The organism is Rhodococcus sp. MSC1_016 (assembly GCF_023667485.2).
GTDB classification, from domain to species: Bacteria; Actinomycetota; Actinomycetes; order Mycobacteriales; family Mycobacteriaceae; genus Rhodococcus_F; species Rhodococcus_F oxybenzonivorans.
In genome coordinates, this window is record NZ_JAMOZI020000001.1 from 390,265 (window position 1) to 416,150 (window position 25,886).

Here is a 25,886-nt window from a genome sequence, read left to right on the forward strand (position 1 = left end):
GGGCGTCACCGGACTACCCACGTTAGCGACACTGCTCGTACCACCGCTGGCGAAAGGACTCGCACGATCCCATCTCAGAGTCGGCGCGCCGCGGACGACGGCGTGGCGGACAGGAACTGCGGGGTGGGCAACGCCGCGGATGCGGCCCTGTGGAGTACGTGTGCGACCACGTCTTCGACCCGGTCGAGCGGAACGAGGGCGATGGCCGAGCCGCCGAAGCCGCCCCCCGTCATTCGCGCTCCCCACGCTCCGGCGTCGAGGGCGGCCTCGACGGCCAAGTCCAGTTCGACGGAGCTGACCTCGTAGTCGTCCCGCAACGAGCGATGGGAACGGGTCAGGACGTCCCCGATGTCGGCGATGCGGTTCTGCGCCAGCAGATCGGTCACCTCGTCGACGCGCCGAATTTCGGCGAGAACGTGCCGCACCCGCGGCACCGACTGCGGCACCGTCAGCGCGGCGAGTGCGCCGTCCACGTCGCGAATGTCTCGCAGTGTGTCCACACCGAGGTCTGCGCATGCCCGCTCGATTGTCGCCCGCCGCGCGCCGTACTGCCCGTCGGCCAGTCGGTGCGGAGCGTTGGTATCCATCACCAGGAGTCGGGCACCCGCCGACGCAAAGTCGAGGGGAACGAGGCGGCTGTCGCCGCTGCGGCAATCCAGCAGCAGGGCGTGCCCGGGGCGGGCGAGCATCGCGACCGACTGATCCATTCCCCCGGTCGCGGCCCCGACGATCTCGTTCTCCGCGCGGATGCACGCGTCGATCAGCGTCCGGCGTCCGTCCGTGTTCGTGGGCAGCCCGAGCGAGTCGGCGACGGCGAGCGCGAACGCGCATTCCAGCGCCGCCGAACTCGACAGCCCCGAACCGACGGGAACCGTGGAGTGCACCGCGACGTCGAAACCTGTTCCCGCCGGCGCGATGCCCGAATCTCGTAACGCCCACAGCACACCCGCCAGGTAGGCGGCCCACCCGGACGGACGTCCCGGCGCCACCTCGGCCACTGCACCCTGCCACCCGTCGGTCGTGTGGGTGGAGACGCAACGCATCCGGTCGTCGTTCCGGATGCGGGCGGCCACCACCGTGACGTAGGGGAGTGCGAACGGAAGTACGAGCCCGCCCGCGTAGTCGACGTGCTCGCCGATGAGATTGACACGTCCGGGCGCGGCCCACACGCCGTCAGCGGCTCCACCGAAGGTGCTGCGGAACAAGGCTTCCGCGCCCGCAGCGACGGTGTAGGCGTCGGCGGGTTCCACCCCAGTGGGGGCCGTCACGAGGCCACCTCGCGCAGGCGGTCGGCGATGCGTTCCGGGGTGGTGTCATTGATCCAGGCGCCCATGCTCGACTCGGAACCCGCCAGGTACTTCATCCGGCCCGGCGACCGCATCATCGAGTACAGCTGGAGGTACAGGCGCCCGAAAGGGCGATCGTCGCCCACCGGCGCCTGATGCCATGCGGCGATGTAGGGGACGGCGTCGACGCCGTCGAAGAAGCGGTCGACCCGTCGCAGCAGTTCGAGGTAGACGAGCGCGAGTTCGTCACGTTGGGCGTCGTCGAGTTCGGCGAGGTCTCGGACGTCGCTGTGTGGCGCGAGGTGCACTTCGAGCGGCCACCGGGAGGCGGCGGGCACATAGGCAGTCCAATGTTCGGCGGCAAGGACGATCCGCCGGCCCGCGCGTTTTTCCGCCTCGAGCACGTCTGACAGCAACAGCCTGCCCGTCCGCTCGACGTGGGCGCGCGACCGCTGTATCAGGGTGGCGGTGCGCGCCGGCAGGAACGGGTAGGCGTAGATCTGCCCATGAGGGTGGGTCAGCGTCACCCCGATCTCCCTACCGCGGTTCTCGAAGCAGAACACCTGGCGGATCCCGGGCAGCGCAGACAGTTCGGCGGTGCGGTCGGCCCAGACGTCGATCACAGTGCGGACCCGGCCGGGGTCCAAGGACGAGAACCTGGCGTCGGGGTCGCTGCTGAAGCAGACCACCTCGCATCGGCCCGACGCCGGGGCCAGCGGCCACAGTGGTTCGTCATCGACGCGCCCGGGAAGGTGCTGCTCCTCTGCGACGGTCGCCAAGGCAGGAAAGCGGTTCTCGAAGACGACGACGTCGTAGTCGTCGGCGGGTATTTCGGTGGGCGGCTTACCCGGCCGGCTCGGGGCGAGTGGTGACGCGTCGGCAGGTGGGAGGAACGTGCGATCCATTCGCTGCGCCGCGATGACAACCCATTCACCCGTGAGGACGTCGAAACGCATCTGCGACTGCGAGACGGCGGGTGGCAGAGGCCTGGAATCGACCGGTTCACGGGTGGCCGCACCGGAGACGTACGGCTCCGAGTCGTCGAAGTAGATGAGCTCGCGCCCGTCCGCCAGCCTCGTCCGGGTTTTACGTACCCTGCTCCCGGCGGGCGCTCGCAGCGCGCTTTCCTCATCACGCACCGCCATCGAGCAATCCTTCCCTCGAACGACCGAGTGCCCCGAACGCGCTGCTTCGAGGGCATCTCCTCACGGTATCCCGGCGTCGAGGGACGGTGATGCGTCGACCTCTCAGAACTCCATACCGGCGTCGGTGCCCATCGTCTTCGTCGTGTTGGCACCGTCGAGGGATTCGCGAATGATGTCGGCGTGACCGGAGTGGTGGCCGGTCTCCCGAATGATGTGGAGCAGGGTCCGGCGGATTGTCCAATACTGCCGCTCGGGTGCCCACGGCGCGGTGGGGAGCGGGATGAGTACGTCCAGGTCGCTCAGGCCCGCCAGCGCAGTCTCCGTCGCACGGGCCACCTCGGCATAATCGGCCAGAAGCCCCTCGAGGGTTTCGTCCTCTCGCATGTAGTACAGCTCCATAGCCGCTTCCATGTCGAACTCCGCGTTCTCGTCAGGTTCGAGAATGGTTTCGATCCAGTGCTTTTCGGTGTGGGACACGTGCTTGATCAGCCCGCCGAGTGTCAGGTCGCTGACGGTGGAGCGCTGACGTGCCTGTGCGTCGTCGATGCCGCGGACGGTGATGAGTAACGTGTCTCGTTGCTCCTGCAGGATCTGCAGGATGTCCGCGCGTTCGCCGGTGATCGAGGGCTTCTCCGAAGTGGTCATGAAAAGAACGATAGGCGGTATTGCGGTCAGAAACGGTCCTTGTTAGGCAGGGCAATCTCGGGGTGTTTCTCGGGGTCGAAGTTGGGTGCCTTCCTGGATGTGCCGACACCGGTTGCAGCGCAGGATTTCAACCATGAAACTTCTGCCGACATCGGAGCCGCGGCCACTGCGTAGTCGTGGGGCCGGTGCGTTGGGGGCGAGGCGATCGACCGTGTCGCGGCAACACCTCGGTACCGACGACATCTGCTGGGGGACAAAATTTCCGGTGATCTTCGTCCCACCGAAGGCGGCCGGTTCCTCGGTGAGTTCGACCCGTTCGGCAGTGAGGCGAAGCCGGGCGTCGAGGTTCACGGTGGCATAAGTCCCCGTAGCGGAAAAGAAGTTCGCCGACAACTGTTTTTCCGTCAGAAATTGGGTATCCCCTCGGTGACGCGCCACTTCGTCATCACCAACTCGAGTCGGGCCAACGAACGGTCGATGGACTTGGGACGAGTCGACAAAGTTGTGAAGCCGGTCTCCACCGAGGTGTGGGAAGTGCGCCATATGAACGGTCACGTACACGGCTTTCACGCTTCCGGTGTGCAGTATCCGGGGTGGGGCACCGAGGAGCCCGCGCACAGGCCGCCCCCACAGATCCGGTGCGCGTCGCCCCCTGCCTGTCTCGTCCTGCTGTGAAGCCGCGTCTTCTTCGATCTGCCCGCGCTGCCCGGTTCACCCCGCTCGGTTACCTCACTCGGTCGTCTCTGAAAGGTCCCAATTATGTTCCGTACCACGCTTACTGCCCTGGCGGCCGCGGCACTCTTCTTCGGCGCCGCATCGGTCACACAGGTGGCGGCGGCCACTCCGGCGTGCAACTCCTCCTATGAGGGAACCAGCAATGACGAGTACGACCCGGATCCGGACTTCACCGGGACGACCAACGACGAGTACGACCCCGATCCCGAGTACTCCGGCACGTCGAACAAGGAATACGACCCCGATCCCGAGTTCGCGGGCAGCACGGATTCGTGCCAGGCCTGAGCCGGATCAACGGCGTCGGTGCAACCAGGCAGACACGCCGGGCGCGAACAGGGCGAGGACGCCGACGGCGACCAGTGCGCTGTAGGCCAGCGGCGCCCACTGCAACACCCCGGCCGTGGCGTCGCCGGCGTCCGACAGAAGGGTCCAGAATCCGACGCCACCGGCCGCGCTGAGGAGGCCGATCACCACCAGCGTGACGAGGCCCGCCATTTTTCGGGCCCGGAGGAGCTGTATCCCGAGGAGTGCCAGGAGAATCAGCACGACCGCGATGGCGCCGCTGGCAATCAGCGTGAAGTTCACCGTGTCGGTGATGTCCTGTGCGGAGTCGGCGGGATTCTCCGCGGCCACCGAGGCCTCGAGTGCATCACGCACGGCGCGAAGGTCCAGAGCCACGGCGCCCGCGATGCCGGCGAGAACGACGAACGAACCTACCCACGCGGTCAGTGAGACCGTCACTGCCTTCGGTGTGGAGTCGGTCGGCGCGGTGCGCAGGGGCGTAACCGCGAACTCCGGACGGGGCGGGACGGGCCGCGGCGGGGCCGGGCGCCGTGGCGGTTGTTCGGGTGTCGTCACGGTGGGAATCCTATCGAGATGTCGCGAGCGACCGTGCCGACTCGCTCAGTGGTTCGGCCGGACACACCCACCGCCGGGTGAATGTACCTTTCGACGCCTCAGATGCGCCGAAAGGTACATTCACCGTCTCGACGACCTGGAAGTTGTCCGCAGCGACTGGGAACAAATCCGGAGTACGGCCCGTTGAGCCTTCTGACAACCTTGAGTGCCCTGGACTCAAGTTCGAATTGACTCCCGACGCGGTTCGGGTGCAAACTTGAGCCGAGGGCGCTCACCAAGCGCCAACATCGCAGTTCGGTACGAAAAAACTCTGCCCCCGGAACTGCAAAACGAAAGTGAGGAACACTATGGCTCGTGCGGTCGGTATCGACCTCGGTACAACGAACTCGGTCGTGTCTGTGCTGGAAGGCGGCGAGCCCGTAGTGGTCGCCAACGCCGAAGGCTCTCGCACCACCCCGTCGATCGTCGCCTTCGCCAAGAACGGTGAGGTGCTGGTCGGCCAGCCCGCCAAGAACCAGGCGGTCACCAACGTCGACCGCACCATCCGCTCCGTCAAGCGCCACATCGGCACCGACTGGAACGTGGAAATCGACGGCAAGAAGTACACCCCTCAGGAAATCAGCGCGCGCACGCTCATGAAGCTCAAGCGTGACGCCGAGGCATACCTGGGTGAAGACATCACGGACGCCGTGATCACCGTCCCCGCCTACTTCGAGGACGCCCAGCGTCAGGCCACGAAGGAGGCCGGCCAGATCGCCGGCCTGAACGTGCTGCGCATCGTCAACGAGCCCACCGCCGCGGCACTTGCCTACGGCCTGGACAAGGGCGACAAGGAACAGACCATCCTGGTGTTCGACCTCGGCGGCGGCACCTTCGACGTCTCACTGCTCGAGATCGGTGACGGCGTCGTCGAGGTCCGCGCCACCTCCGGTGACAACCACCTCGGTGGTGACGACTGGGATCAGCGCATCGTCGACTGGCTCGTGGAGAAGTTCAAGAGTCAGAACGGCATCGACCTGACCAAGGACAAGATGGCGCTGCAGCGCCTGCGTGAGGCGGCGGAGAAGGCGAAGATCGAGCTGAGCTCCTCGCAGAGCACCTCGATCAACCTGCCCTACATCACCGTCGACGCGGACAAGAACCCGCTGTTCCTCGACGAGCAGCTCTCGCGCAGCGAATTCCAGAAGATCACCTCTGATCTGCTCGACCGTACTCGCGCCCCGTTCCAGGCAGTCATCAAGGACAGCGGTATCGCGGTCAAGGACATCGACCACGTCGTGCTCGTCGGTGGTTCCACCCGCATGCCCGCCGTCTCCGACCTGGTGCGCGAGCTCACCGGCGGACGTGAGCCCAACAAGGGCGTGAACCCGGACGAGGTCGTCGCCGTGGGCGCTGCCCTGCAGGCCGGTGTCCTCAAGGGCGAGGTCAAGGACGTGCTGCTCCTCGACGTCACGCCGCTGTCCCTCGGTATCGAGACCAAGGGTGGGGTGATGACCAAGCTCATCGAGCGCAACACCACCATCCCGACCAAGCGGTCCGAGACCTTCACCACGGCCGACGACAATCAGCCGTCGGTGCAGATCCAGGTGTTCCAGGGCGAGCGCGAGATCGCCTCGCACAACAAGCTCCTCGGTTCCTTCGAGCTCACCGAACTGCCGCCCGCCCCGCGGGGCGTGCCGCAGATCGAGGTCACCTTCGACATCGATGCCAACGGCATCGTGCACGTGACCGCGAAGGACAAGGGCACCGGCAAGGAAAACACGATCAAGATCCAGGACGGCTCCGGTCTGTCCAAGGAAGAGATCGACCGCATGATCAAGGACGCCGAAGCGCACGCGGAGGAAGACAAGGCGCGTCGGGAGGAGGCCGAGGTTCGCAACCAGGCCGAGTCGCTGGTGCACCAGACCGAGAAGTTCATCAAGGACAACGAGGACAAGGTGTCCGGGGACGTCAAGGAGAAGGTCGAGGCTGCCATCAAGGAAGCCAACGACGCCCTGGCCGGCACGGACATCGCAGCGGTCAAGTCCGCGGTGGAGAAGCTGGCCACGGAATCGCAGGCCCTGGGCCAGGCGATCTACGAGGCGAGCGCTGCTGAAGAGGCGGCGAACACCGACGGCGCCGGCAGCAACGGCTCCGATGACGTGGTCGACGCCGAGGTCGTGGACGAGCCTTCCGACGCGGAGAAGAAGTGACGTCCGACAACACCGAGCAGGAACCGGTCACTTTCGTGGACAAGCGGAAGATCGACCCCGAGACCGGTCAGGTGCGGGAAGCGGAACCGGTGACGGAGTCCCTCGCGGGCGCCGCCGCCGCTCCGCAGCCCGGCTCGGTGGATGAAGGGGAAGTGCAGGAGCAGGCTGCTGCGCCCGAGCGGGACGAGCTGGCCGAGCGCACCGCCGACCTGCAGCGACTGCAGGCCGAGTACGCGAACTACCGTCGCCGCGTCCAGCGTGACAAGCAGGTCGACATCGAGTCGGCCAAGGCGTCGGTGGTCGGTGAACTCATCGGTGTGCTCGACGATCTCGATCGGGCACGCAGCCACGGCGACCTCGACTCGGGGCCGCTCAAGGCTGTGGCAGACAAGCTCACCGGCGCGCTCACCTCTCTGGGTCTGAGCGAGTTCGGCGCGGAGGGCGATCCGTTCGACCCGTCGCTGCACGAGGCAGTGCAGCACGAGGGAGACGGTCACGACCCCGTGCTGGGCACTGTGATGCGAAAGGGCTACAAATTCGGTGACCGCGTCCTGCGGCATGCGATGGTAGCTGTGATCGATCGCGTCGAAGGCGGAGAGAATACCTCCGACGAGGCTGCACAGCCCGCCGAGTCGGAACAAGAATAAGAGCGAGAGGAGGAGACGCCCAGTGAGCCAACGGGAGTGGATCGAGAAGGACTTCTACAAGGAGCTGGGCGTCTCGTCCGACGCGTCCGCGGACGAGATCAAGAAGGCGTATCGCAAGCTCGCCCGCGACCTCCACCCGGATGCGAACCCCGGCGACACCAAAGCGGAGGAGCGGTTCAAGTCCGTCAGTGAGGCGCACGCCGTGCTGTCGGATCCCGCCAAACGCAAGGAGTACGACGAAGCCCGGCGCCTGTTCGCCAGCGGCGGTTTCGGCCGGGGTGGATTCAGCCCCGGCGCCGGGGGTGGCTTCAGCCAGGGCGGTTTCGACATCAACGACCTGTTCGGCGGTGGCGGCGCCGCGGCCGACGGACTCGGTGACCTCTTCGGAGGACTGTTCAACCGCGGTGCCGGCGGCGGCGCCACCCGCACGTCCAGTCGTCCGCGTCGTGGAAGCGACGTGGAGACCGAGACAACGCTCGAATTCCGCGAGGCCACTCTCGGCGTCACGGTTCCGCTGCGCCTCACCAGCCCATCGCCGTGCACCACGTGCCACGGCAGCGGAGCCAAGCCGGGAACCAGCCCGCGGGTATGCCCCCGCTGCAACGGAACCGGAATCGTCAGCCGCAACCAGGGCGCCTTCGGTTTCAGCGAACCGTGTGACGACTGCCGCGGTACCGGCTCCATCATCGATTCTCCGTGCGAGGTGTGCCACGGCAACGGGGTGACCAACCGCACCCGCACCATCACGGTCCGCGTTCCGGCCGGTGTCAGTGACGGCCAGAAGATCCGGCTGGCCGGGCAAGGGGAGGCGGGCCTGCGCGGTGCGCCGTCGGGTGATCTCTTCGTCACCGTGCGGGTGCGACCCGACAAGGTGTTCGGCCGCAACGGCGACGACCTCACCGTAGTGGTGCCGGTCAGCTACGGTGAACTCGTGCTCGGTACGACCGTCTCCGTCCCCACCTTGGAGGGGCGTGTCGGCGTGAAGATTCCGGCGGGAACAGCGGACGGACGCATCCTCCGCGTCCGCGGCAGAGGCGTCCCCAAGCGTGGCGGCGGGGCAGGTGACTTGCTGGTCACCGTCAAGATTGCGGTACCGCAGAAACTGGACGACCCCGCTGTCGACGCATTGAAAACCTATCTGGAAGCCGAAAAGGCCAGTGGGTTCGACCCCAGGGCCGGGTGGGCAGGTGCGTGATGACCGATACAACTCAGGAACCACACGACGCGTCCGTTGACCCCGATGCCCAGATCTTCGTGATCTCGGTAGCGGCGGAGCTTGCGGGGATGCACGCCCAGACGTTGCGTAACTACGACCGTCTGGGCCTCGTCACCCCGCACCGCACCCAGGGTGGCGGCCGACGCTACTCCCCGCGCGACGTCGCACTGCTCCGCGAGGTCCAGCGGCTCTCCCAGGACGAGGGTGTCAACCTCGCCGGTATCAAGCGCATCATCGAACTCACCAATCAGGTGGAAGCGCTACAACACCGTGTGCGGGAGCTGGCCGAGGAACTCGCTCAGGTACACGCCGGCTACCGGCGTGACCTCGTTCCCATCCCCCGCAGCAACGCACTCGTCGTCTGGAAGCCCAGACACAAGCGCTGACCCAGCGGTGACACAAGCGCTGACCTAGCGGTTATCGGTCGCGGCTGCCCCAGCGGGACACGCGGCGAGTGCGTGTGCGCGGAATGTCCATCTCCTCGAGACGTGCCTTGATCTCCTCGGTGGTCCACATCGTTCGGGAGACTGTCGGGGTGGGGGTGTTGTCGACGTGCATGATCATGGTCTCTGGCTTTCGTCGAAAGTTCGGTGGTCGATAGGGATCGGTAGTCGGTCGGGATCAGGGATGTCCGTACAGGTGGTAGCCGACGTTCATGTTCGGGTAGCCGGAGTCGATCCAGCTGCTGATGCCGTAGGCGTGGCCGAAGTCGGCGTCCACGCGAGTGCCGTCCACGTCGGTGGTGTTGCTGTAGTTGTCGGCACTGAACACGGCCTGAGCACCACCGGGTAACGAGTAGGTGGCGTCCACCTCGACGCCGTTCGGGTCGTTGGAGAATGCCTTCACGATCTGGCTGCTGTGCGGGGCGAGGTAGTCCGACGGCGCTTGAATCCACTGCCCGTAGGGGTTCGACGAACCCGCGAGGACCATCGGCAGGTCGGTGTCGTTGCTGATCGTCATCGCGATCGTGGGGCCCGACGTCGGCATCGTTCCGGCGGTGGCGACCCCGCTTGCGGCCACGGCGAGGCCGGCGACGGTCAGTACCGTGGCGGGCAGGGCGAAAAACAGGGCTACGCGGCGGCGGGTGGGGGTACGCATGGTGGCTTCTCCTGTGCTTGGTGGAAAGAGTCTGTGGGGGAGTGGAACTCGGTTTCCGTGTCCCGTTTCCGGTGTGCATCAACTATGTCGCGGATCAGGGCCGACGTCTGTCCACTGACAGGACGGAGAGCGGGATGAACTCGAGGTCCACCGATCGGGGGACACCTTCGCCGCGAAGTGCTCCGCGCGGGCCTCGTCTCGTGAGAAAGTGAGCAATGGGCTTCGCCGGAGTCACATCGCATCGAGCCGCGCCGTGAGCATCGTGCGTGTCGTGGTGGGCGACGACCATCCGATCTTCCGGGACGGAGTGGTCCGGGCGCTCGTCGCGAGCGAGGACATCGAGGTGGTCGGGGAGGCCGACGACGGTGCCGCGGCCCTCGCACTCATCCGCGACCTGGTGCCGGATGTGGCGCTGCTCGATTACCGCATGCCCGAACTCGACGGTGCGCAGGTGGCGGCGGCGGTGCGCAATGCCGAACTGACCACGCGAGTGCTTCTGCTGTCGGCCCATGACGAGTCGGCGATCGTGTATCACGCGCTGCAGGAGGGGGCCGCGGGATTCCTGCCGAAGGAGTCGACCCGCGCCGAGATCGTCCGGGCCGTCCGCGAGTGCGCTCAGGGCCGCGACGTGCTGCCGGCGTCCCTGGCCGTGGGACTGGCAGGCGAAGTTCGTCGCCGCAGTGAACCGGCCGGGCCCACACTCAGTGGCCGCGAGCGGGAGGTGCTGGGGTTGATCGCCCAGGGGCAGAGCATCCCCACGATTGCCCGCGAGCTGTATCTCGCTCCGTCGACGGTGAAGACGCACGTACAACGTCTGTACGACAAGCTGGGTGTGAGCGATCGGGCCGCCGCCGTCGCCGAGGCGATGCGACGCGGGCTGCTGGAGTGACGTGCCGGCTCCCTTCCAGCGGCGCGTAGTCCGGCGCTACACCACCGAAGCGGTTCGGGTCACGGCCGTGCTCAGGTTGCCGCTCATCGGGCTCATGGCATTGCTGGGCCCGGTGATCCAGGTATCACATTGGCAGCCGGACATTTTCACCGGTCTGCTCATCGTCTACGCACTCGTCGCCGTGATCTGGCTCGCCGTCGTGCTCATGAGGGAGGTCGGCCCTTGGGCGGGGTGGGCGTCCACCGCCGTCGACGTCGCCGCAGTGCTGGCCTTGTGTATCGCCTCGGGCGGTGCGACGTCGGTGTTGCTGCCGGTGTTCTTCCTGCTGCCGATCTCGGTGGCGTTCCAGTACCGGCCCCGCCTGACGGCGATAGTCGGACTCTGTACGGCCGTGGGTTATCAGGCCGTCTGGATCGTGTACTCCAAGCGCGACGATGCCGTCGGGTTCCCGGACGAGGTGTACCTGTATGTCGGCTTCCTGTTGTGGCTCGCGGCCGCGACCACTGCGCTGTCCTATGTCCTCGTCCGGCGTTCGGCCACCGTCATCTCACTGCTCGACGTCCGTAAACAGTTGGTCGCCGAATCGATGGATGCCGAACAACGTGAACGCAGGCAGCTGGCCGAGAATGTGCACGACGGCCCGTTGCAGAACGTTCTCGCCGCCCGCCTCGACGTCGAGGAGGCCCTGGAGAGGCATCCGGACGACAGGCTCACCGCTGCCGAGTCCGCGTTACGAGAGGCCGCCGGCCAACTGCGCTCCACGGTGACGACGCTGCATCCCCAGGTGCTCGCCCAACTCGGACTCACCGCGGCGTTGCGCGAACTGGCCGACGCGCATGCACGCCGCGGTGGCCTCGAGGTGCGGACGGCTCTCGACGATGTGGGGCATCCGGCCGCGAAGGAACTGCTCTACCGGGTGGCCAGTGAACTTCTGGCGAACGTGGGCAGGCATGCTCAGGCCACGACTGTCGAGTTGCGGCTCACCCGCGAGCGCGGGCGGTTGGTCATGACGGTCGAGGACGACGGCGCCGGATTCGACCCCGCCGTCGTTCCGAAGCGGGTGGCGCAGGGCCACATCGGGCTGGCGTCACACATCGTCCGGGTAGAAAGTTTCGGCGGCTCGTTCGATCTGACCTCGGCGCCCGGGAGGGGAACGCGGGTGGTGGTCACTGTGCCCGACGCGAGCTGAGCGCCCAATCGGTTGATGGCATTCCACGCTGGGTAAACGGTGAGCATCCGATGTTCGCCCAAAAAGATGTCGCCTGAGATGTCGCCTAGAAAAGGAGTGCTATGAGTACACGTGATGCGTCTGTCACCCGTTCGCCGGTGCAGATCGCTGCCCTCGCCGTGGGTGCGGTGTTCTTGCTCGTCGGGATACTCGGGTTCATTCCGGGAATCACCACCGACTACGACGCCCTCAGCGGTGCGGGCCACCACTCGGAAGCGAAGCTGCTCGGGATCTTCCAGGTGTCGATCCTGCACAACGTCGTGCACCTGCTGTTCGGTGTGGCCGGCATCGTCCTGGCCCGGGCGGCACACACCGCACGCCTGTTCCTCATCGGCGGTGGCGTGATCTATCTCGTGCTGTGGATCTACGGGCTCCTCATCGATCAGGAAAGTTCCGCCAACTTCGTGCCGGTCAACACGGCCGACAACTGGCTGCACTTCGTACTCGGGATCGGGATGATCGGACTGGGTGTGCTGACGGCACGGATGGGGGCCACGCCGGCAACCGACGCGACCCGTCCGCACTCGCCCATGGACTGATCACCGGTCGTGGCGACCCTCGGCGAACTCCTCGACGATCTTCGAACAGAAGGCGGGGAGGTCGTCGGGGTTGCGGCTCGACACCAATCCGTTGTCGACCACCACCTCTTCGTCGACGACATTGCCGCCCGCATTGCGAATATCCGTGCGCACGCTCGGATAGGACGTGAGTGTGCGGCCGCGGACCACATCGGCCTCGACCAGGGTCCAGGGTCCGTGGCAGATGACGCCGACAGGTCTGCCGGAGTTCACGAAGTCGCGGACGAAGCCGACTGCCGACTCGTCCTGGCGCAGGTGGTCGGGGTTGGTGGTGCCGCCGGGAAGGATCAACGCGTCGAAGTCCTCCACGGACACATCACCGACAACGGCGTCGACCTCGTAGGTCCCGGCCTCGTTGACGTCCGACTTCATGGCCTGAATACGGCCGGGGGACAGCGAAATCAGACGTACTTCGGCGCCGGCGTCCTCGACTGCCCTGCGTGGTTCGACGAGCTCGACTTCTTCGACGCCGTCGGTGGCGAGGATGGCAACTTTCCGGCCGCGCAGTGTTTCAGCCGATGTCATGGCTACTCCCTTCGGTTCGATTTTCAGGTAACGCGACGTAGGTCGTGGGTCGACGGGCCCTCCAGGACCTTGCCGTCGGAGGCGAACCGGGAACCGTGGAGGGGGCAGTCCCAGGTTTCTTCGGCGTCGTTCCACTTCAACACCCCGCCCAGGTGGGGACACACCACGCAGACGCGCTCGGTGTGGCCGTCCTTCGTGTGCTCACCGACGGGGACCAGTCCTTCCCGGATTACACGGGCGGACGGTGCGGGGTCGTCTGCAGTGTGGCGACCGAGGAGCGCACCGCCCCATCCCGAGGCGAGGTGGACGGCGACGGAGCCGTTGAGTTTGGCGGCGGCCGTCACGTCGAATACCTGGTGGGGCGACCAACTGTGGAACGCATCGGCCCAGCGGATGTGCCCGCCGAGGATGCGTGCGGACAGTACGAGAGCGGCGGAGACGGCGTTGGTCATGCCCCACTTGGCGAATCCGGTCGCGACGAGAATGCCCTCCTGTCCCGGTACGAGCGGGCCGACATAGGGCAGCTTGTCGAGTGACGAGTAGTCCTGGGCCGACCAGCGGTGGGTGAGGGTGGTGCCGGGGAAGTGCTGGGTCGTCCAACCGATCAGATCGTCGACGGCACCCTGAGCCGAGTCGGTGCGCCCGACTTCGTGACCGTTGCCGCCGACGAGCAGCTTCGTTCCGTCCGCAGCGGGGCGCAGCGAGCGTGTGGGCTGATCGGCGCTCAGATACATGGCGTCGGGTGCGCCGCCGGGGATGTCGAATGCCGCGGCATACGACCGCTCCGGCGAGAGCCGCGCGAAGAAGCCGCCACGGTCGAGTATCGGTATACCCGTTGCCAGAACCACCCGGTCGGCTCGAATGTCGCCGTGGTCGGTGGTGAGAACGTGCGACTTCGGCACCGAGCGTGCGCCGGTCACCCGCCGACGTTCGAACACGTTCCCGCCGTGCGAGAGGATGTCTCGCGCGAGTGCCTGCAGTACGGGCATCGGATCGATGTACGCCTGATCGTCCAGAGTGACCGCCCCGGCATTCGGCACCGGGATGTCGAGGTCGCTGACGAGTCGCGCGGACAGTCCGGCGGCGCGGCACGCGGCGTACTGTGCCTGAACGGATTCGGTGCCCGAGGACGTCTGCGCGTAGGTGAAATCCGGTGCGATGCCGACGGGGATGTCGCGTTCGTGGCAGTAGCGGATCAACCACTGCTGGCCCTCGAGATTGCCTTCGACGTACGAGCGGAGTGTGTGCGTGGCATGCCGGCGCGCGATCTCGGCAAGCCGTGTGCCTTGCAGGATACTGACCTTGCCCGTGGTGTTTCCGGTGGTGACGGCCCCGAGAGTCCGGGCTTCCACGACGGCCACCCGCTGGCCGGAACGCGCGAGCAGCAATCCCGTGACGAGGCCGGTCAGGCCGCCGCCCACCACCACCGTGTCGTATCTTCCGCGCTCGTTCCAGGACTGCTCGGCGTCGACGGAAAGGCTGAACGGTTCGGCGCGGTCGAGCCACAGAGAGGTCATGGTGTGCGCTTTCCCTTCTGATCTGTCGTTGAAACGACGCACCTTCGGGTGCCGGGCGGCGCAGCACCCGAAGGGTTTTCGTGCAAGAAGCCCGGACGGACTACGGCCGCAGCAGAATCTTCACTGCGCCGTCCTGCTTCTTCTGGAAGATGTCGTAGGCGTGCGGCGCCTGATCCAGCGGAAGCTCGTGAGTGGCGAAGGTGTCGACGCCCAGCGGGTCGTCGTCGGTGAGCAACGGAAGGATGTCCGGGACCCACCGCAGGACGTTCGCCTGCCCCATGCGGAGCTGAATCTGCTTGTCGAACAAACGGAGCATCGGCATGGGGTCCGCCATTCCGCCGTACACACCGCTCAGGGAGATCGTGCCACCCCGGCGGACGATGTCGATGGCCGAATACAGCGCGTGCAACCGGTCCACTCCGGCCGTCGTCATCAGCGGTCCCGCGATGGCGTCCGGCAAGAAGGACGTCATCTGATGGAGGAGCTTCGCACCCGGCGACCCGTGTGCTTCCATGCCCACCGCGTCGATGACGGAGTCGGGGCCGCGCCCATCGGTCATCTCGCGGATCACGTCGCCCAGATCGTCCTTGGCGTCGTTCAAGTCCACTGTCTCGATCTGCCGCGCCTGCGCACGGGCGAGGCGCTCGGGGACGAGATCGACCCCGATGACCCGAAAACCCTTGTGCGCGGCGATGCGTGCCGCCATGTCCCCGATCGGGCCGAGCCCCAGAACGACGACGGAACCGCCGTCGGGTACGGCAGCGTATTCCACCGCCTGCCAGGCGGTCGGCAACACGTCGGACAGGTAGACGAACCGCGAATCCGGAGGTCCTTCGGGCACGGTGATGTGCGTGTTCGCCACGTGCGGGACCCGGAGGTACTGCGCCTGGCCGCCGGGCACGCTGCCGTACAGCTTCGAGTACCCGAACAGGGCCGCACCGGATCCGTGCTCACGAATCTGAGTGACCTCGCACTGGGTGTACAACTTCTGACTGCACATGTAACAAGCGCCGCAAGAAATTTGGAACGGGATGACGACGCGGTCCCCGACTCGAACATCGGTGACTGCAGACCCCACCTCGCGGACGATGCCCATGGGCTCGTGACCGAGGATGTCGCCCTGCTTCATGAAGGCGCCCAGCACCTCGTAGAGATGGAGGTCGGACCCGCAGATGTTCGTGGTCGTGACTTCGATGATGGCGTCGGTGGGCTGTTCGATCACCGGATCAGGGACGGTGTCCACGCTGACCTTCCGCTTACCCTGCCAGGTCACCGCCCTCATCGCGCTCTCCGATTCGCCTTCTTGATGGCCTCCACGAGTTCGTCCTTCTTCATCGTCGATCGGCCGGAAACATCGAGCCTGCGGGCAATGTCCATGAGGTGGTCCTTGCTGGCGTTGGCGTCGACTCCCTCGGCGGTCTCTCCCGACGCGTTCGGGCCGCCGTTCTCGGCCCGCTTGTCCGAGGGGCCCTTCTCGTCCTTCGCTTCCCAGTGGTCTCCCACCTTCTCGAAGCTGTGCTTGAGTGCCGCGTAGGCGACGCGGTGGGCGCGCTCTTCGTCGTGGTACTCGTCCATCGCCGAGTCGTAGGCCTTCGTGAACGTGCGCTGGGCCTTGTCCGGTGACTTCTGCAGCGTCGAGGGAAGTTCGCTCTTCTTCGGCTTTCCGCTCTGGGTGGTCTTCGGCACGGGATCCTCCTCACGTGGGTGGTGCCCTTTCGAGCACGGGTACCCGGGGAGGACGGGCTCAATCGCAGCGCGCGCCCGCAGGCGTCAGTCGGACAGTCCGTCGAGGGTCTTCGCGAGTAGCGAGAGCGCATGCTCGGTGGTGGCGTCCACCACGTCCTTCGGGTCGCCGTCGAAGTGCTGCAACTCGGCGCTCACCTCACCGCCTGCGATGACGCCGAACCACACAGTGCCGGGCGGCTGACCGTCCTGCGGGTCCGGTCCACCGGCACCCGTCACCGCAACAGCGACGTCGGCGTCGAGTATCTCGGCGACCGCTGCCACCATGGCGCGGGCACTGGCCTCGCTCACGACGGGACCCTCCGGCACCTTCAGTACCCGATGCTTCACTTCGCTGGAGTAGGCGACGATGCTGCCCTTGTACCAATCCGACGACGACGGCGCGGCTCCGAGGACGCAGGAAATCTGGCCGCCGGTCAGTGATTCGGCAGTCGCGACGGACACCTGTGCGCGCCCGGCCGCGTCGGCGATACGTTCGGCGGTCGTCTCGTTCGAACCCATGTCTTCACGTTAACGGAACCGCGCCACAGGCTCTCGGGTAAAGGGGAAGCGCTGGCCGACGACGACCCCATCACATCAGTGGAACAGGTTCCAGTTTTGCCGAAATCCGGTTATGGTGTCGGGGACCGGAGGACAACGGACACCAGGTCGCCGGACCAAGCGCCTCGGCGTCGCGGGAACGAAAAGGACGACTGATGACCGACGAGCTCGCACAACTGCATCGCCCCGCCTTCGCGGCCGATCTCCTCATCACCGCGCTGGAACGCAACACCGACAAGCCGGCCCTGTACCTCGGCGACGTCGTGCTCACCGGCGGTGAGATGCGCGATCAGATCAGCTGCTTCGCGCAGGCACTGGCCTCGCTCGGAATCGGCAAGGGCACCAGCACGGCGATGCTGTCCAAGAACCGGCCCGAGGTTCTCATCAGCATGGGCGCCACCATGATCTCCGGTTGCCGCGCGAGTGCCCTCAACCCGATGGGCTCGCTCGACGACCACCTCTACATCGTCGGCGACGCCGAGATCGAAACTCTGATCTTCGACCCGAACGCTTTCGAGGACCGCGCGGCACAGCTGAAGGACCAGTGTTCCTCCATCGAGAACGTGTTGTCGCTGGGGCCGTCCGAGGTCGGTATCGACATCCTGGCGCTCGCCGCCACTTTTACTCCGCAACGCCTGCGCGCGGCAGAGGTGGACGCCGACGACAACAGCAGCATGGTCTACACCGGCGGCACGACAGGCAAGCCCAAGGGCGTCGTCGGGTCCTACCAGTCCGGCGCCACCCTCAATCAGATTCAGATGGCGGAGTGGCAGTGGCCGGAAGAACCGCGCTTCCTCATCTGCACGCCGCTGTCGCATGCCGGCGCCGCCTTCTTCATTCCCACCCTGCTGCGCGGTGGCGCGCTGATCGTGCTGCCCGTGTTCGAGCCCGGTGCCGTGCTGGAGGCAATCGAGAAACACAAGATCTCGGCCACCATGCTCGTGCCGACGATGATCTACCTCCTGATGGATCATCCCGACCTCGCCCGGCGCGACGTGTCGAGCCTGGAGACACTGTTCTACGGCGCCTCGGCGATGTCACCGGCGAGGCTGAAGGAAGGCATCGAGAAGTTCGGGCCGATTTTCTTTCAGTTCTACGGCCAGACCGAATGCGGCATGACCATTGCGGTTCTGCGTAAAGAGGAGCATCTGCCCAACGACCCCAGCAGGCTCGCCACCTGTGGCCGGCCGGTGCCGTGGCTGAAGGTGGCGCTGCTCGACGACGACCTCAACGAAGTTCCGCAAGGTGAACTCGGGGAGATCTGTGTCCGCGGTCCACTCGTCATGAAGGGGTACTGGAAGAAGCCCGAAGAGACTGCCGAGGCGTTCCGCGGTGGATGGCTGCACACGGGCGACATCGCGCGCAAGGACAAAGACGGTTTCATGACCATCGTCGACCGCAAGAAGGACATGATCGTCACCGGCGGCTTCAACGTGTTTCCCCGGGAGGTCGAAGATGTGATCTCGGCGCATCCCGCCGTCGGCTCGGTCGCCGTCGTGGGCGTTCCGGACGAGAAGTGGGGCGAAGCAGTCAAGGCCTGTGTCGTGCTGCGCGCCGGGCAGAGTGTCGATGCGGCGGAACTCGTCGAAAGGGTGCGGGCGGCGAAGGGGTCGGTTCATGCGCCCAAGTCGGTCGATTTCGTCGAGACGCTTCCGGTGACGGCTCTGGGCAAACTGGACAAGAAGACGCTGCGGGCGCGCTACTGGGAGACGTCGAACCGGTCGGTCGGTTAGCGGGACCTGGGCATCTATCGAGGGACCTGGTCGGCGGCACAGCCGCCGCACCTATAGTCTGCCCAAGTACTTCGCGGCGTGGCCGCGTTCAGTCGGTGACGAGGATGCGCGGTGGATTCACAGGCAATATCCCTGGTCCGGTCGAGCTTCAAGGCAATTGCAGCAGTACCGGACGGGCCGCAGACGCTGTCGGGGTCGTTCTATGCCCTGTTGTTTGCACGGTATCCGGAGACACGTGACTTCTTCCCTGCGGCGATGGATGTGCAGCGCGACCGATTGATCTCCGCTGTCCAGTATGTGATCGACCGCCTCGAGCAGTCCGGGCAGATCCTCACCTATCTGGCGCAACTCGGCCGCGACCACCGCAAGTACGGCGTCCAGGACGCGCACTACGTCGCGGTGGGCAATTCCCTGATCGCCGCGGTGGAACAGTTTCCGTCCACCGAGCCGTGGACCGACGAACTCGAGCAGGCGTGGCGTGACGTGCTCTCCGTCATCGCCGCCACGATGATGGACGCCGCGAACGCCGAGTCGGGGCCGCCGGCGTGGGGTGCCACCGTCATCGAGCATCTACCGGTTCGCAAGGACATCTCGGTGGTCCGGCTCCGACTCGACGAGCCGATGAGCTACAACCCCGGCCAGTACGTGAGCGTGCAGGTGCCCTCACGGCCCAGGATGTGGCGCTATCTCTCGCCGGCGAACCCGCCCAACGACGAGGGCATCATCGAATTCCACATACGCCGGGTGTCCGGCGGCTGGGTCAGTCCGGCCATCGTCACCCAGACACAGGTGGGTGAGCGGTGGGTGGTCGGATCACCGCTCGGCGACCTCGGAGTCCGGTTCGAGAACGGCCGCGACGTCCTGATGATCGGTTCGGGTACCGGCATCGCCCCGCTGCGCGCCCAGATACTCGACATGGCGCGGCGTCCCCAGAACCTTCGGGTACATCTGTTCTTCGCAGGCCGCTATCCCTGCGACCTGTACGACCTGGGCACGCTGTGGGCTCTCGCCGAACAGAATCCGTGGCTCACCGTCGTGCCCGTCACCGAAGAAGACGAGGACCCCTGGTGGTACACCGGCCCCAGCAGCGCGACGCTGCCCGGCATGCACCGCAGGCTCACCGGCAAGGTCGGCCAGGTCGTCGCCGACTTCGGAACCTGGTCCGAGCGCGACATCCAGCTGGTCGGCTCCGAGGCGATGATCAACACCACCAGGTTCCGGCTGCAGGCGGCAGGAACTCCGCCGGAGAACATCCGGCACGATCCGTCGTACTGATCCCGCAATGTCAGTACGGGTCGTACTGGATGTTCTCGGCCGGTGTTCCGGTATCTCGCAGGCGGTCCAGGGTGGCGCGCACCATGGCCGCCGACCCGCACACCAGTACCTGATGGTCGGTGAAGGCCCCGTAGGACGTCACGACGTCGGGCAGGGTGCCCTCGATGAGGTCGTCGTCGGAGAACCCGACGTCCACCCTCGTCCGCTCGTGCCATTCGTCCGCCCAGTCCGGATTCGTGATGCTCTCCACCACCGGGACCACGGTGAGCCAGGGAAGGTTCTGCAACAGCAGATAGAGCATGTCGGACGCGTAGAGGTCCCGTGGCGTCCGGTCGCCGACGAACAGGAAGACCCGCGGCGGATTCGGCTTCCGCGCGAGGTCCAGCAGGATGGACCGGAACGGGGCCAACCCCGTGCCTCCGGCGATCATGATCACGTCCGGCCCGTCCTCGTCGACCGACATCGTTCCGCGAGGTTCGAGGATCTGCCACTGGTCACCGGGTTCGGTATCCGACACGATGTCGCCGCTCACCCAGCCGCCGGGCACGGTCCGCACATGGAATTCCAGCTTGCCGTCCAGTGACGGGGGCAGCGCCGGCGACAGCCTCCGCAGCAATCGTGGGTTCTGGGGGACGCTGACGTCGACGTACTGACCCGACCGGAACGGGACGTACTCGCCGACGAGGCGAATCACCGCAAGATCTCGTCGCAGGCGGTGATGTTCGACGACGGTGCTGGTCCAGGTGGTCTGCGTGGCGTGCATGTGTGTGCTGTTCTCCCGACGTGGAACCGGATTTCGGATGTGGCTGGCGAATCGGCGGGCGGAGGGCGCTAGACGAGGGGATCGTGCCGGATCAGTTCCGGTGGTGTGCCGCCGCCCTGCAACGCATACACGGTGGTCTTGATCATTGCGGGCGAACCGGAGATCTGGATCTGCCGGTCGGCCCACGACCCGAACCGGGCGACCACCTGTCCGAGTCGCCCCTGTAGTCGTCGATGCAGTCCCGGTGGCTCGTCGGGAACGGGTACGGCATGCCACCACGGGTTCTCGTTTTCCTCGGAGACGGGCACCACGGTGAGCCAGGGATTGCTGAGCGACAGCTGCCAGAGCGTCTCGATGTCGTAGAGGTCGCAGGGGTACTTGCCGCCCACGAACAGGTGCACGCGCGGATTCTGGGCCTTCATGGCCATGTCCATCACCTGCGCGCGCAGGGGAGCGATACCGGTCCCCGAACCGATCATGAGTACGTCGCGGCCGCCGGCGCGATCGACCTCGAGCCCGCCGAGCGGCGAGCTCAGCAGCCAACGGTCACCCACCTGCGTCTCGTTCACGATGGCCGGACTGACCCAGCCGCCCGACACCCGACGCACATGGAACTCGATCTGCCCGTACGGGTTGGTGGGAATGGCCGCTGACAGGTACCGCCACAGGCGAGGGCGTTGCGGAATCTGGACGCTGAGGTACTGGCCGGCCGCGTAGGGAATCGGGGAGTCGGCCTCGAGCCGGACCACCGCAAGGTCGTCGAGGAGGCGTTCGTGGCCGACGACGGTGGCTCCCCACGCTGCGGGGAGGTCGTCGTTGTCGGCGGCGTCGGCCATCGTGTGGAGCAGCAACTCGATCAGTTCCGACCAGGCGGTAGTGAGGGAAGGGGTCCAGATCGCCCGGGTGAACGAATCCTGGACAGCGACGAGTAAGGCTCTCGCCGACGCCGAGTAGTGCCGGCCTTCGACGCCGTACTTGCGGTGATCGCGGCCCAGCTGGGCGAGGAATCCGAGGACGCGGTCCTGGTCCTCGAGATTGTCGATGACGAATTCGAGCGCCTGGAACAGTCGGTGCTTCTGCTGATCGAGCGCCGCCGGGAAGAGTGACCGGAACTCGGGATGCTCGGCGAAGAGCGTGGAGTAGAAGGTGGTGGCGAGGCGAGTGCGCCCCTGCTCGGTTGAGAGGATCGACGAAAAGCTTGCGCGCAGACGCGAAATCACGAGCGGATCGAGGCAATCTCGTGTCAAGCCGTCCCCTGTGTCGTGCGTGTCGATACGAACCACTGCATTCTAGCCGTCGGTCGCCGGGACCCCGGGTTGCGGCGAACGTCACTTCCGGCGAATCGCAGGCCGATTCGGCGGGTCGCGCGTGGGCGTTCGAGACCGACAAGGCACGATATGCATCCGGTACCGGTCGGGAGGAAATCAGGGGGGACCATGCGGGCTGACGGTGCAAGACTGGGCGGTCCACGGCGGCGCGGCGGTGCCGTCAGGCGGCCGTCGACGGTGGCCGCGGGCGCACTGGCCGTGGTGCTTGCGGCCCTGACGGGCCCGCCGACAGCAGCGGCGGAGCCTCGCGGAGTCACCGAGACGATCACGGCCCACCAGGCCGCGGACGGATCGCGGCTGGTCGAGGTCAGGTCGGTGGGGGATGCACAGGCCGACTACATCGTCCACTCGGCCGCGATGGACAAGAACATCACCGTTCGCGTGTTTCCGGCCGCGTCGGCGCAACGTCCCACCGTCTACCTGCTCGGGGGCGTGGAGGGCAACTCCGAGAAGAACGGGTGGGAACCCCGGGCGGACGTCGGACGGTTCTTCGCTGACAAGGACGTCAATGTGGTCATTCCGTTCGGCGGCGAGTCCAGCTACTACGCCGACTGGAAGCGGGACGACCCGAAGCTGGGCAGGAACAAGTGGCAGACCTTCCTCACCGCGGAACTGCCGCCCATCGTCGATTCCGCCCTCGATGCCAGCGGAAGCAATGCGATCGCGGGGCTGTCGATGTCCGCCACCAGCGTGCTCAATCTCGCGATCGCGCGGCCGGGACTGTACCGAAGCGTCGGCGCCTACAGCGGCTGCGCGATGACCAGCAATCCCGTGGCCCGCCGATACGTCGAGATCACCGTCGCGGATTTCGGCGGCAACCCCGAGAACATGTGGGGTCCGGCCGACGACCCGCTGTGGATCGCCAACGATCCGTTCGTCAACGCCGAACGACTCCGGGGCACCACCCTCTATCTCTCCAACGGAACCGGGTTCCCCGGAAAACACGACACGTTGGAGTCCCGCACGGTCGGCGGCGACCGCGGCACCCTCGCCACCCAGGTGGTGGTCGGCGGAGTCATCGAGGCCGTCACCAACGACTGCACCGTTCGGCTGGCCGAGAAGCTCAACACCCTCGGCATACCCGTCACGGTCGACCTCCGGCCGGCCGGCACCCATTCCTGGGAGTATTGGAAAGAGGACCTCTACACCTCGTGGCCGATGATGGCAGCTGCGATCGGCGCCTGAAAGTGGGCACGATGGTGAAGGAACTCCAAAAAATCCAAAGTTGAGCGGAACAGACTCAACCTTTCGCGCGTTAAGAAGAGTGACAGCGTCGCCAGGTCCCTCCCGGCTCCGGCGACGGACCGCTCTACTTCGCCAGAAGAGGTGACCAGTGGACTCATTCAATCCGACCACCAAGACCCAGGCCGCGATGACCGCTGCGCTCCAGTCGGCGTCGTCGGCCGGTAACCCCGATATCAGGCCCGCGCATCTACTCGTGGCCCTGCTCGATCAGACCGACGGCATCGCCGCACCGCTACTCAAAGCGGTCGGGGTCGATCCCACCGCGGTCCATCGCGAAGCGCAGACCTTGGTCGACCGGCTGCCCAAGACATCCGGGGCCACCACCACACCGCAGTTGGGGCGCGAAGCCCTCGGCGCCATCACCGCTGCGCAACATCTCGCCACCGAACTCGACGACGAGTACGTGTCCACGGAGCACCTCATGGTGGGGCTCGCGTCCGGCGACTCGGACGTGTCGCACCTCCTCGGACGGCACGGTGCCACCCCGGAGGCCCTGCGCGACGCGTTCACCACCGTCCGCGGCAGTGCTCGCGTCACCAGCCCCGACCCCGAGGGGACATACCAGGCGCTCGAGAAGTACTCGACCGACCTCACGGCCGCGGCACGGGCAGGCAAGCTCGACCCCGTGATCGGGCGCGACAACGAAATCCGCCGGGTAGTCCAGGTATTGAGCCGACGGACCAAGAACAACCCGGTGCTGATCGGCGAGCCGGGTGTCGGTAAGACCGCCATCGTCGAAGGACTGGCTCAGCGCATCGTCGCGGGCGACGTTCCCGAATCGCTGCGCGGCAAGTCCGTCATCTCCCTCGACCTCGGTTCGATGGTGGCGGGCGCCAAGTACCGCGGCGAGTTCGAAGAACGGCTCAAGGCGGTTCTCGACGACATCAAGAACTCGGCCGGCCAGGTCATCACGTTCATCGACGAGTTGCACACCATCGTCGGCGCCGGTGCCACCGGTGAATCGGCGATGGACGCCGGAAACATGATCAAGCCGATGCTGGCCCGCGGTGAACTTCGGCTCGTCGGCGCCACCACGCTCGACGAGTACCGCAAGCACATCGAGAAGGACGCGGCCCTCGAACGGCGTTTCCAGCAGGTCCTCGTCGGCGAACCCTCCGTCGAGGACACCGTCGGCATCCTGCGTGGACTCAAGGAACGGTACGAAGTGCACCACGGTGTGCGCATCACCGACTCCGCGCTGGTCGCCGCCGCCGCCCTCAGCGACCGCTACATCACCTCCCGGTTCCTCCCCGACAAGGCCATCGACCTCGTCGACGAGGCGGCGTCGCGGCTGCGGATGGAAATCGACTCCCGTCCCGAGGAGATCGACACCGTCGAACGGATCGTCCGCCGCCTCGAGATCGAGGAGATGGCGCTGCAGAAGGAGTCCGACGAGGCGTCGAAGGAACGGCTCGACAAGCTGCGCCAGGAACTTGCGGACGAGCAGGAGAAGCTCAACCAGCTCACCACCCGGTGGCAGAACGAGAAGCAGGCCATCGACTCCGTCCGCGAGGTCAAGGAGCAGCTCGAAAACCTGCGCGGAGAAGAAGAGCGCGCCGAACGCGACGGCGACCTCGGCCGCGCAGCCGAACTGCGGTACGGCAAGATTCCGCAGCTCGAGAAGGAACTCGAGCAGGCGGCCCGTGAGTCCGGCGCCGCCGGTGACGGCGACGTCATGCTCAAGGAAGAGGTGGGTCCCGACGACGTGGCCGACGTGGTGGCAGCGTGGACCGGTATTCCCGCCGGCCGCATGATGGAAGGCGAAACCGCCAAACTGCTGCGCATGGAAACCGAACTGGGCAAACGTGTCGTCGGCCAGACGGAGGCTGTGCAAGCGGTGTCCGACGCCGTCCGGCGGGCCCGCGCCGGGGTGGCCGACCCCAACCGGCCCACCGGTTCGTTCCTGTTCCTCGGCCCCACCGGTGTCGGTAAGACCGAGCTCGCGAAGTCGCTGGCCGACTTCCTGTTCGACGACGAGCGCGCCATGGTGCGCATCGACATGTCGGAGTACAGCGAGAAGCACTCGGTGGCCCGCCTCGTCGGTGCCCCGCCCGGATATGTGGGGTACGAGTCGGGCGGCCAGCTCACCGAGGCCGTGCGCCGACGCCCGTACACGGTCGTGCTGTTCGACGAGGTGGAGAAGGCCCATCCCGACGTCTTCGACATCCTGCTCCAGGTACTCGACGACGGCCGGCTCACCGATGGGCAGGGGCGCACCGTCGACTTCCGCAACACCATCCTGATCCTCACCTCCAACCTGGGGTCGGGCGGAACCAAGGAACAGGTGATGGATGCGGTGCGGCACGCGTTCAAGCCGGAGTTCATCAACCGTCTCGACGACGTCGTGATCTTCGACGCCCTGTCGGAGGAACAGCTCGAAGCGATCGTCGACATCCAGCTCGACCAGCTGTCCCACCGCCTCGAGGCGCGGCGGCTGTCCCTGGACGTCTCCGACTCCGCGAGGTTCTGGTTGGCGGTGCGCGGGTACGACCCCATGTACGGAGCCCGGCCGCTGCGGCGCCTCATCCAGCAGGCCATCGGTGACCAGTTGGCGAAGAAGCTCCTCGCCGGTGAGGTCAAAGACGGTGACACCGTGCCGGTGAAGGTATCCGAGAACGGTGATTCGCTGGTCCTCGGCTGACCCGTCCGTGAGTGGCAAGGTGCGTCCGGCGCCTTGCCACTCACGCCTGTTTTCACAGG

25 protein-coding genes are annotated in these 25,886 nt (G+C 66.2%); 12 read left to right on the top strand and 13 right to left on the bottom strand.

The genetic code is table 11. The annotated features are described in order from the left end of the window. Positions 1-74: 74 nt before the first annotated feature. The 3 genes from galK to L1080_RS01660 all read right to left on the bottom strand — a co-directional run bounded on the left by galK (position 75) and on the right by L1080_RS01660 (position 3,076). Positions 75-1,268: a galactokinase gene (gene galK, locus L1080_RS01650; RefSeq protein ID WP_250772044.1), complete on the bottom strand. Its 1,194-nt coding sequence runs from the start codon at positions 1,266-1,268 to the stop codon at positions 75-77. After that, positions 1,265-2,431 (bottom strand): galactose-1-phosphate uridylyltransferase, encoded by a 1,167-nt coding sequence (gene galT, locus L1080_RS01655; protein WP_250772040.1) that lies wholly within the window; start codon positions 2,429-2,431, stop codon positions 1,265-1,267. The genes galK and galT overlap by 4 nt, the downstream gene beginning before the upstream one ends. A 102-nt stretch (positions 2,432-2,533) precedes the next feature. After that, positions 2,534-3,076 carry a DinB family protein gene (locus L1080_RS01660; RefSeq protein WP_250772037.1) on the bottom strand — a complete coding sequence of 181 codons (543 nt, stop codon included), beginning with the start codon at positions 3,074-3,076 and terminating at the stop codon, positions 2,534-2,536. A gap of 759 nt (positions 3,077-3,835) precedes the next feature. Between L1080_RS01660 and L1080_RS01665 the strand changes: the two genes are divergently transcribed. Beyond that, the gene (locus L1080_RS01665) at positions 3,836-4,096 is read left to right on the top strand and encodes a hypothetical protein (RefSeq protein WP_109332813.1); all 261 of its coding nucleotides are present in this window, start codon (positions 3,836-3,838) and stop codon (positions 4,094-4,096) included. A gap of 6 nt (positions 4,097-4,102) precedes the next feature. Here the strand turns inward: L1080_RS01665 and L1080_RS01670 are convergent, their stop codons facing one another. Beyond that, on the bottom strand, positions 4,103-4,669 hold the full coding sequence (locus L1080_RS01670; protein ID WP_159924792.1) for a hypothetical protein: 567 nt from the start codon (positions 4,667-4,669) through the stop codon (positions 4,103-4,105). Between the two features lie 347 nt (positions 4,670-5,016). Between L1080_RS01670 and dnaK the strand changes: the two genes are divergently transcribed. Genes dnaK through L1080_RS01690 form a run of 4 tightly spaced genes read left to right on the top strand, consistent with a single transcriptional unit; the run spans position 5,017 to position 9,110 of the window. After that, entirely contained in the window at positions 5,017-6,861 is a 1,845-nt protein-coding gene (dnaK, locus tag L1080_RS01675) for a molecular chaperone DnaK (RefSeq protein WP_109332799.1), read from the top strand. Beyond that, on the top strand, positions 6,858-7,508 hold the full coding sequence (gene grpE / locus L1080_RS01680; RefSeq protein ID WP_109332798.1) for a nucleotide exchange factor GrpE: 651 nt from the start codon (positions 6,858-6,860) through the stop codon (positions 7,506-7,508). Before dnaK ends, grpE begins: the two co-directional genes overlap by 4 nt. A gap of 22 nt (positions 7,509-7,530) precedes the next feature. Then, a complete protein-coding gene (dnaJ, locus tag L1080_RS01685; protein ID WP_109332797.1) occupies positions 7,531-8,703 on the top strand; it encodes a molecular chaperone DnaJ in 1,173 nt (390 codons plus the stop codon). Next, positions 8,703-9,110 carry a heat shock protein transcriptional repressor HspR gene (locus L1080_RS01690; protein ID WP_109332794.1) on the top strand — a complete coding sequence of 136 codons (408 nt, stop codon included), beginning with the start codon at positions 8,703-8,705 and terminating at the stop codon, positions 9,108-9,110. Before dnaJ ends, L1080_RS01690 begins: the two co-directional genes overlap by 1 nt. Before the next feature lie 31 nt (positions 9,111-9,141). Here L1080_RS01690 and L1080_RS01695 read toward each other — a convergent pair whose 3' ends face one another. Next, entirely contained in the window at positions 9,142-9,288 is a 147-nt protein-coding gene (locus tag L1080_RS01695) for a hypothetical protein (protein ID WP_250772033.1), read from the bottom strand. A 57-nt stretch (positions 9,289-9,345) separates the two neighbouring features. Further along, on the bottom strand, positions 9,346-9,822 hold the full coding sequence (locus tag L1080_RS01700) for a hypothetical protein (protein WP_250772030.1): 477 nt from the start codon (positions 9,820-9,822) through the stop codon (positions 9,346-9,348). 262 nt (positions 9,823-10,084) lie between these two features. Here L1080_RS01700 and L1080_RS01705 point away from each other — a divergent pair, with 262 nt between their 5' ends. The 3 genes from L1080_RS01705 to L1080_RS01715 all read left to right on the top strand — a co-directional run bounded on the left by L1080_RS01705 (position 10,085) and on the right by L1080_RS01715 (position 12,478). Further along, positions 10,085-10,711, top strand: coding sequence for a response regulator (locus L1080_RS01705; protein WP_250772075.1), 627 nt, complete (start codon positions 10,085-10,087; stop codon positions 10,709-10,711). Between the two features lies 1 nt (position 10,712). Next, positions 10,713-11,900, top strand: a complete 1,188-nt coding sequence (locus tag L1080_RS01710) for a sensor histidine kinase (protein WP_250772025.1) — start codon at positions 10,713-10,715, stop codon at positions 11,898-11,900. 101 nt (positions 11,901-12,001) lie between these two features. Then, positions 12,002-12,478: a DUF4383 domain-containing protein gene (locus tag L1080_RS01715; protein ID WP_159924800.1), complete on the top strand. Its 477-nt coding sequence runs from the start codon at positions 12,002-12,004 to the stop codon at positions 12,476-12,478. On the opposite strand, the gene L1080_RS01720 is transcribed toward L1080_RS01715, so the two are convergent. The 5 genes from L1080_RS01720 to L1080_RS01740 all read right to left on the bottom strand — a co-directional run bounded on the left by L1080_RS01720 (position 12,479) and on the right by L1080_RS01740 (position 16,803). After that, complete coding sequence (locus L1080_RS01720) at positions 12,479-13,042, bottom strand: type 1 glutamine amidotransferase domain-containing protein (RefSeq protein WP_109332788.1); 564 nt, start codon at positions 13,040-13,042, stop codon at positions 12,479-12,481. Positions 13,043-13,065: 23 nt separating this feature from the next. Beyond that, positions 13,066-14,559, bottom strand: a complete 1,494-nt coding sequence (locus L1080_RS01725) for an FAD-dependent oxidoreductase (protein ID WP_250772020.1) — start codon at positions 14,557-14,559, stop codon at positions 13,066-13,068. Positions 14,560-14,659: 100 nt separating this feature from the next. Next, positions 14,660-15,841 (bottom strand): zinc-dependent alcohol dehydrogenase, encoded by a 1,182-nt coding sequence (locus L1080_RS01730; RefSeq protein ID WP_250772016.1) that lies wholly within the window; start codon positions 15,839-15,841, stop codon positions 14,660-14,662. Beyond that, positions 15,838-16,245 (bottom strand): ChaB family protein, encoded by a 408-nt coding sequence (locus tag L1080_RS01735; RefSeq protein WP_159924806.1) that lies wholly within the window; start codon positions 16,243-16,245, stop codon positions 15,838-15,840. The genes L1080_RS01730 and L1080_RS01735 overlap by 4 nt, the downstream gene beginning before the upstream one ends. Positions 16,246-16,329: 84 nt before the next feature. Further along, positions 16,330-16,803: a CinA family protein gene (locus L1080_RS01740; protein ID WP_159924808.1), complete on the bottom strand. Its 474-nt coding sequence runs from the start codon at positions 16,801-16,803 to the stop codon at positions 16,330-16,332. A 194-nt stretch (positions 16,804-16,997) separates the two neighbouring features. Here L1080_RS01740 and L1080_RS01745 point away from each other — a divergent pair, with 194 nt between their 5' ends. Together L1080_RS01745 and L1080_RS01750 are read left to right on the top strand one after the other, a co-directional pair. Beyond that, positions 16,998-18,575 (top strand): AMP-binding protein, encoded by a 1,578-nt coding sequence (locus tag L1080_RS01745; protein ID WP_250772012.1) that lies wholly within the window; start codon positions 16,998-17,000, stop codon positions 18,573-18,575. 111 nt (positions 18,576-18,686) lie between these two features. Next, positions 18,687-19,850 carry a globin domain-containing protein gene (locus tag L1080_RS01750; RefSeq protein WP_159924812.1) on the top strand — a complete coding sequence of 388 codons (1,164 nt, stop codon included), beginning with the start codon at positions 18,687-18,689 and terminating at the stop codon, positions 19,848-19,850. Positions 19,851-19,860: 10 nt separating this feature from the next. Here the strand turns inward: L1080_RS01750 and L1080_RS01755 are convergent, their stop codons facing one another. Further along, a complete protein-coding gene (locus tag L1080_RS01755) occupies positions 19,861-20,613 on the bottom strand; it encodes an FAD-binding oxidoreductase (RefSeq protein WP_250772009.1) in 753 nt (250 codons plus the stop codon). A 68-nt stretch (positions 20,614-20,681) separates the two neighbouring features. Then, the gene (locus tag L1080_RS01760) at positions 20,682-21,833 is read right to left on the bottom strand and encodes a globin domain-containing protein (protein WP_159927470.1); all 1,152 of its coding nucleotides are present in this window, start codon (positions 21,831-21,833) and stop codon (positions 20,682-20,684) included. Between the two features lie 216 nt (positions 21,834-22,049). On the opposite strand from L1080_RS01760, the gene L1080_RS01765 reads away from it, so the two are divergent. After that, positions 22,050-23,126 (top strand): alpha/beta hydrolase, encoded by a 1,077-nt coding sequence (locus tag L1080_RS01765; protein ID WP_250772006.1) that lies wholly within the window; start codon positions 22,050-22,052, stop codon positions 23,124-23,126. A 148-nt stretch (positions 23,127-23,274) separates the two neighbouring features. Continuing rightward, complete coding sequence (gene clpB / locus L1080_RS01770; RefSeq protein ID WP_159924818.1) at positions 23,275-25,827, top strand: ATP-dependent chaperone ClpB; 2,553 nt, start codon at positions 23,275-23,277, stop codon at positions 25,825-25,827. The last annotated feature ends 59 nt before the right edge of the window (positions 25,828-25,886 follow it).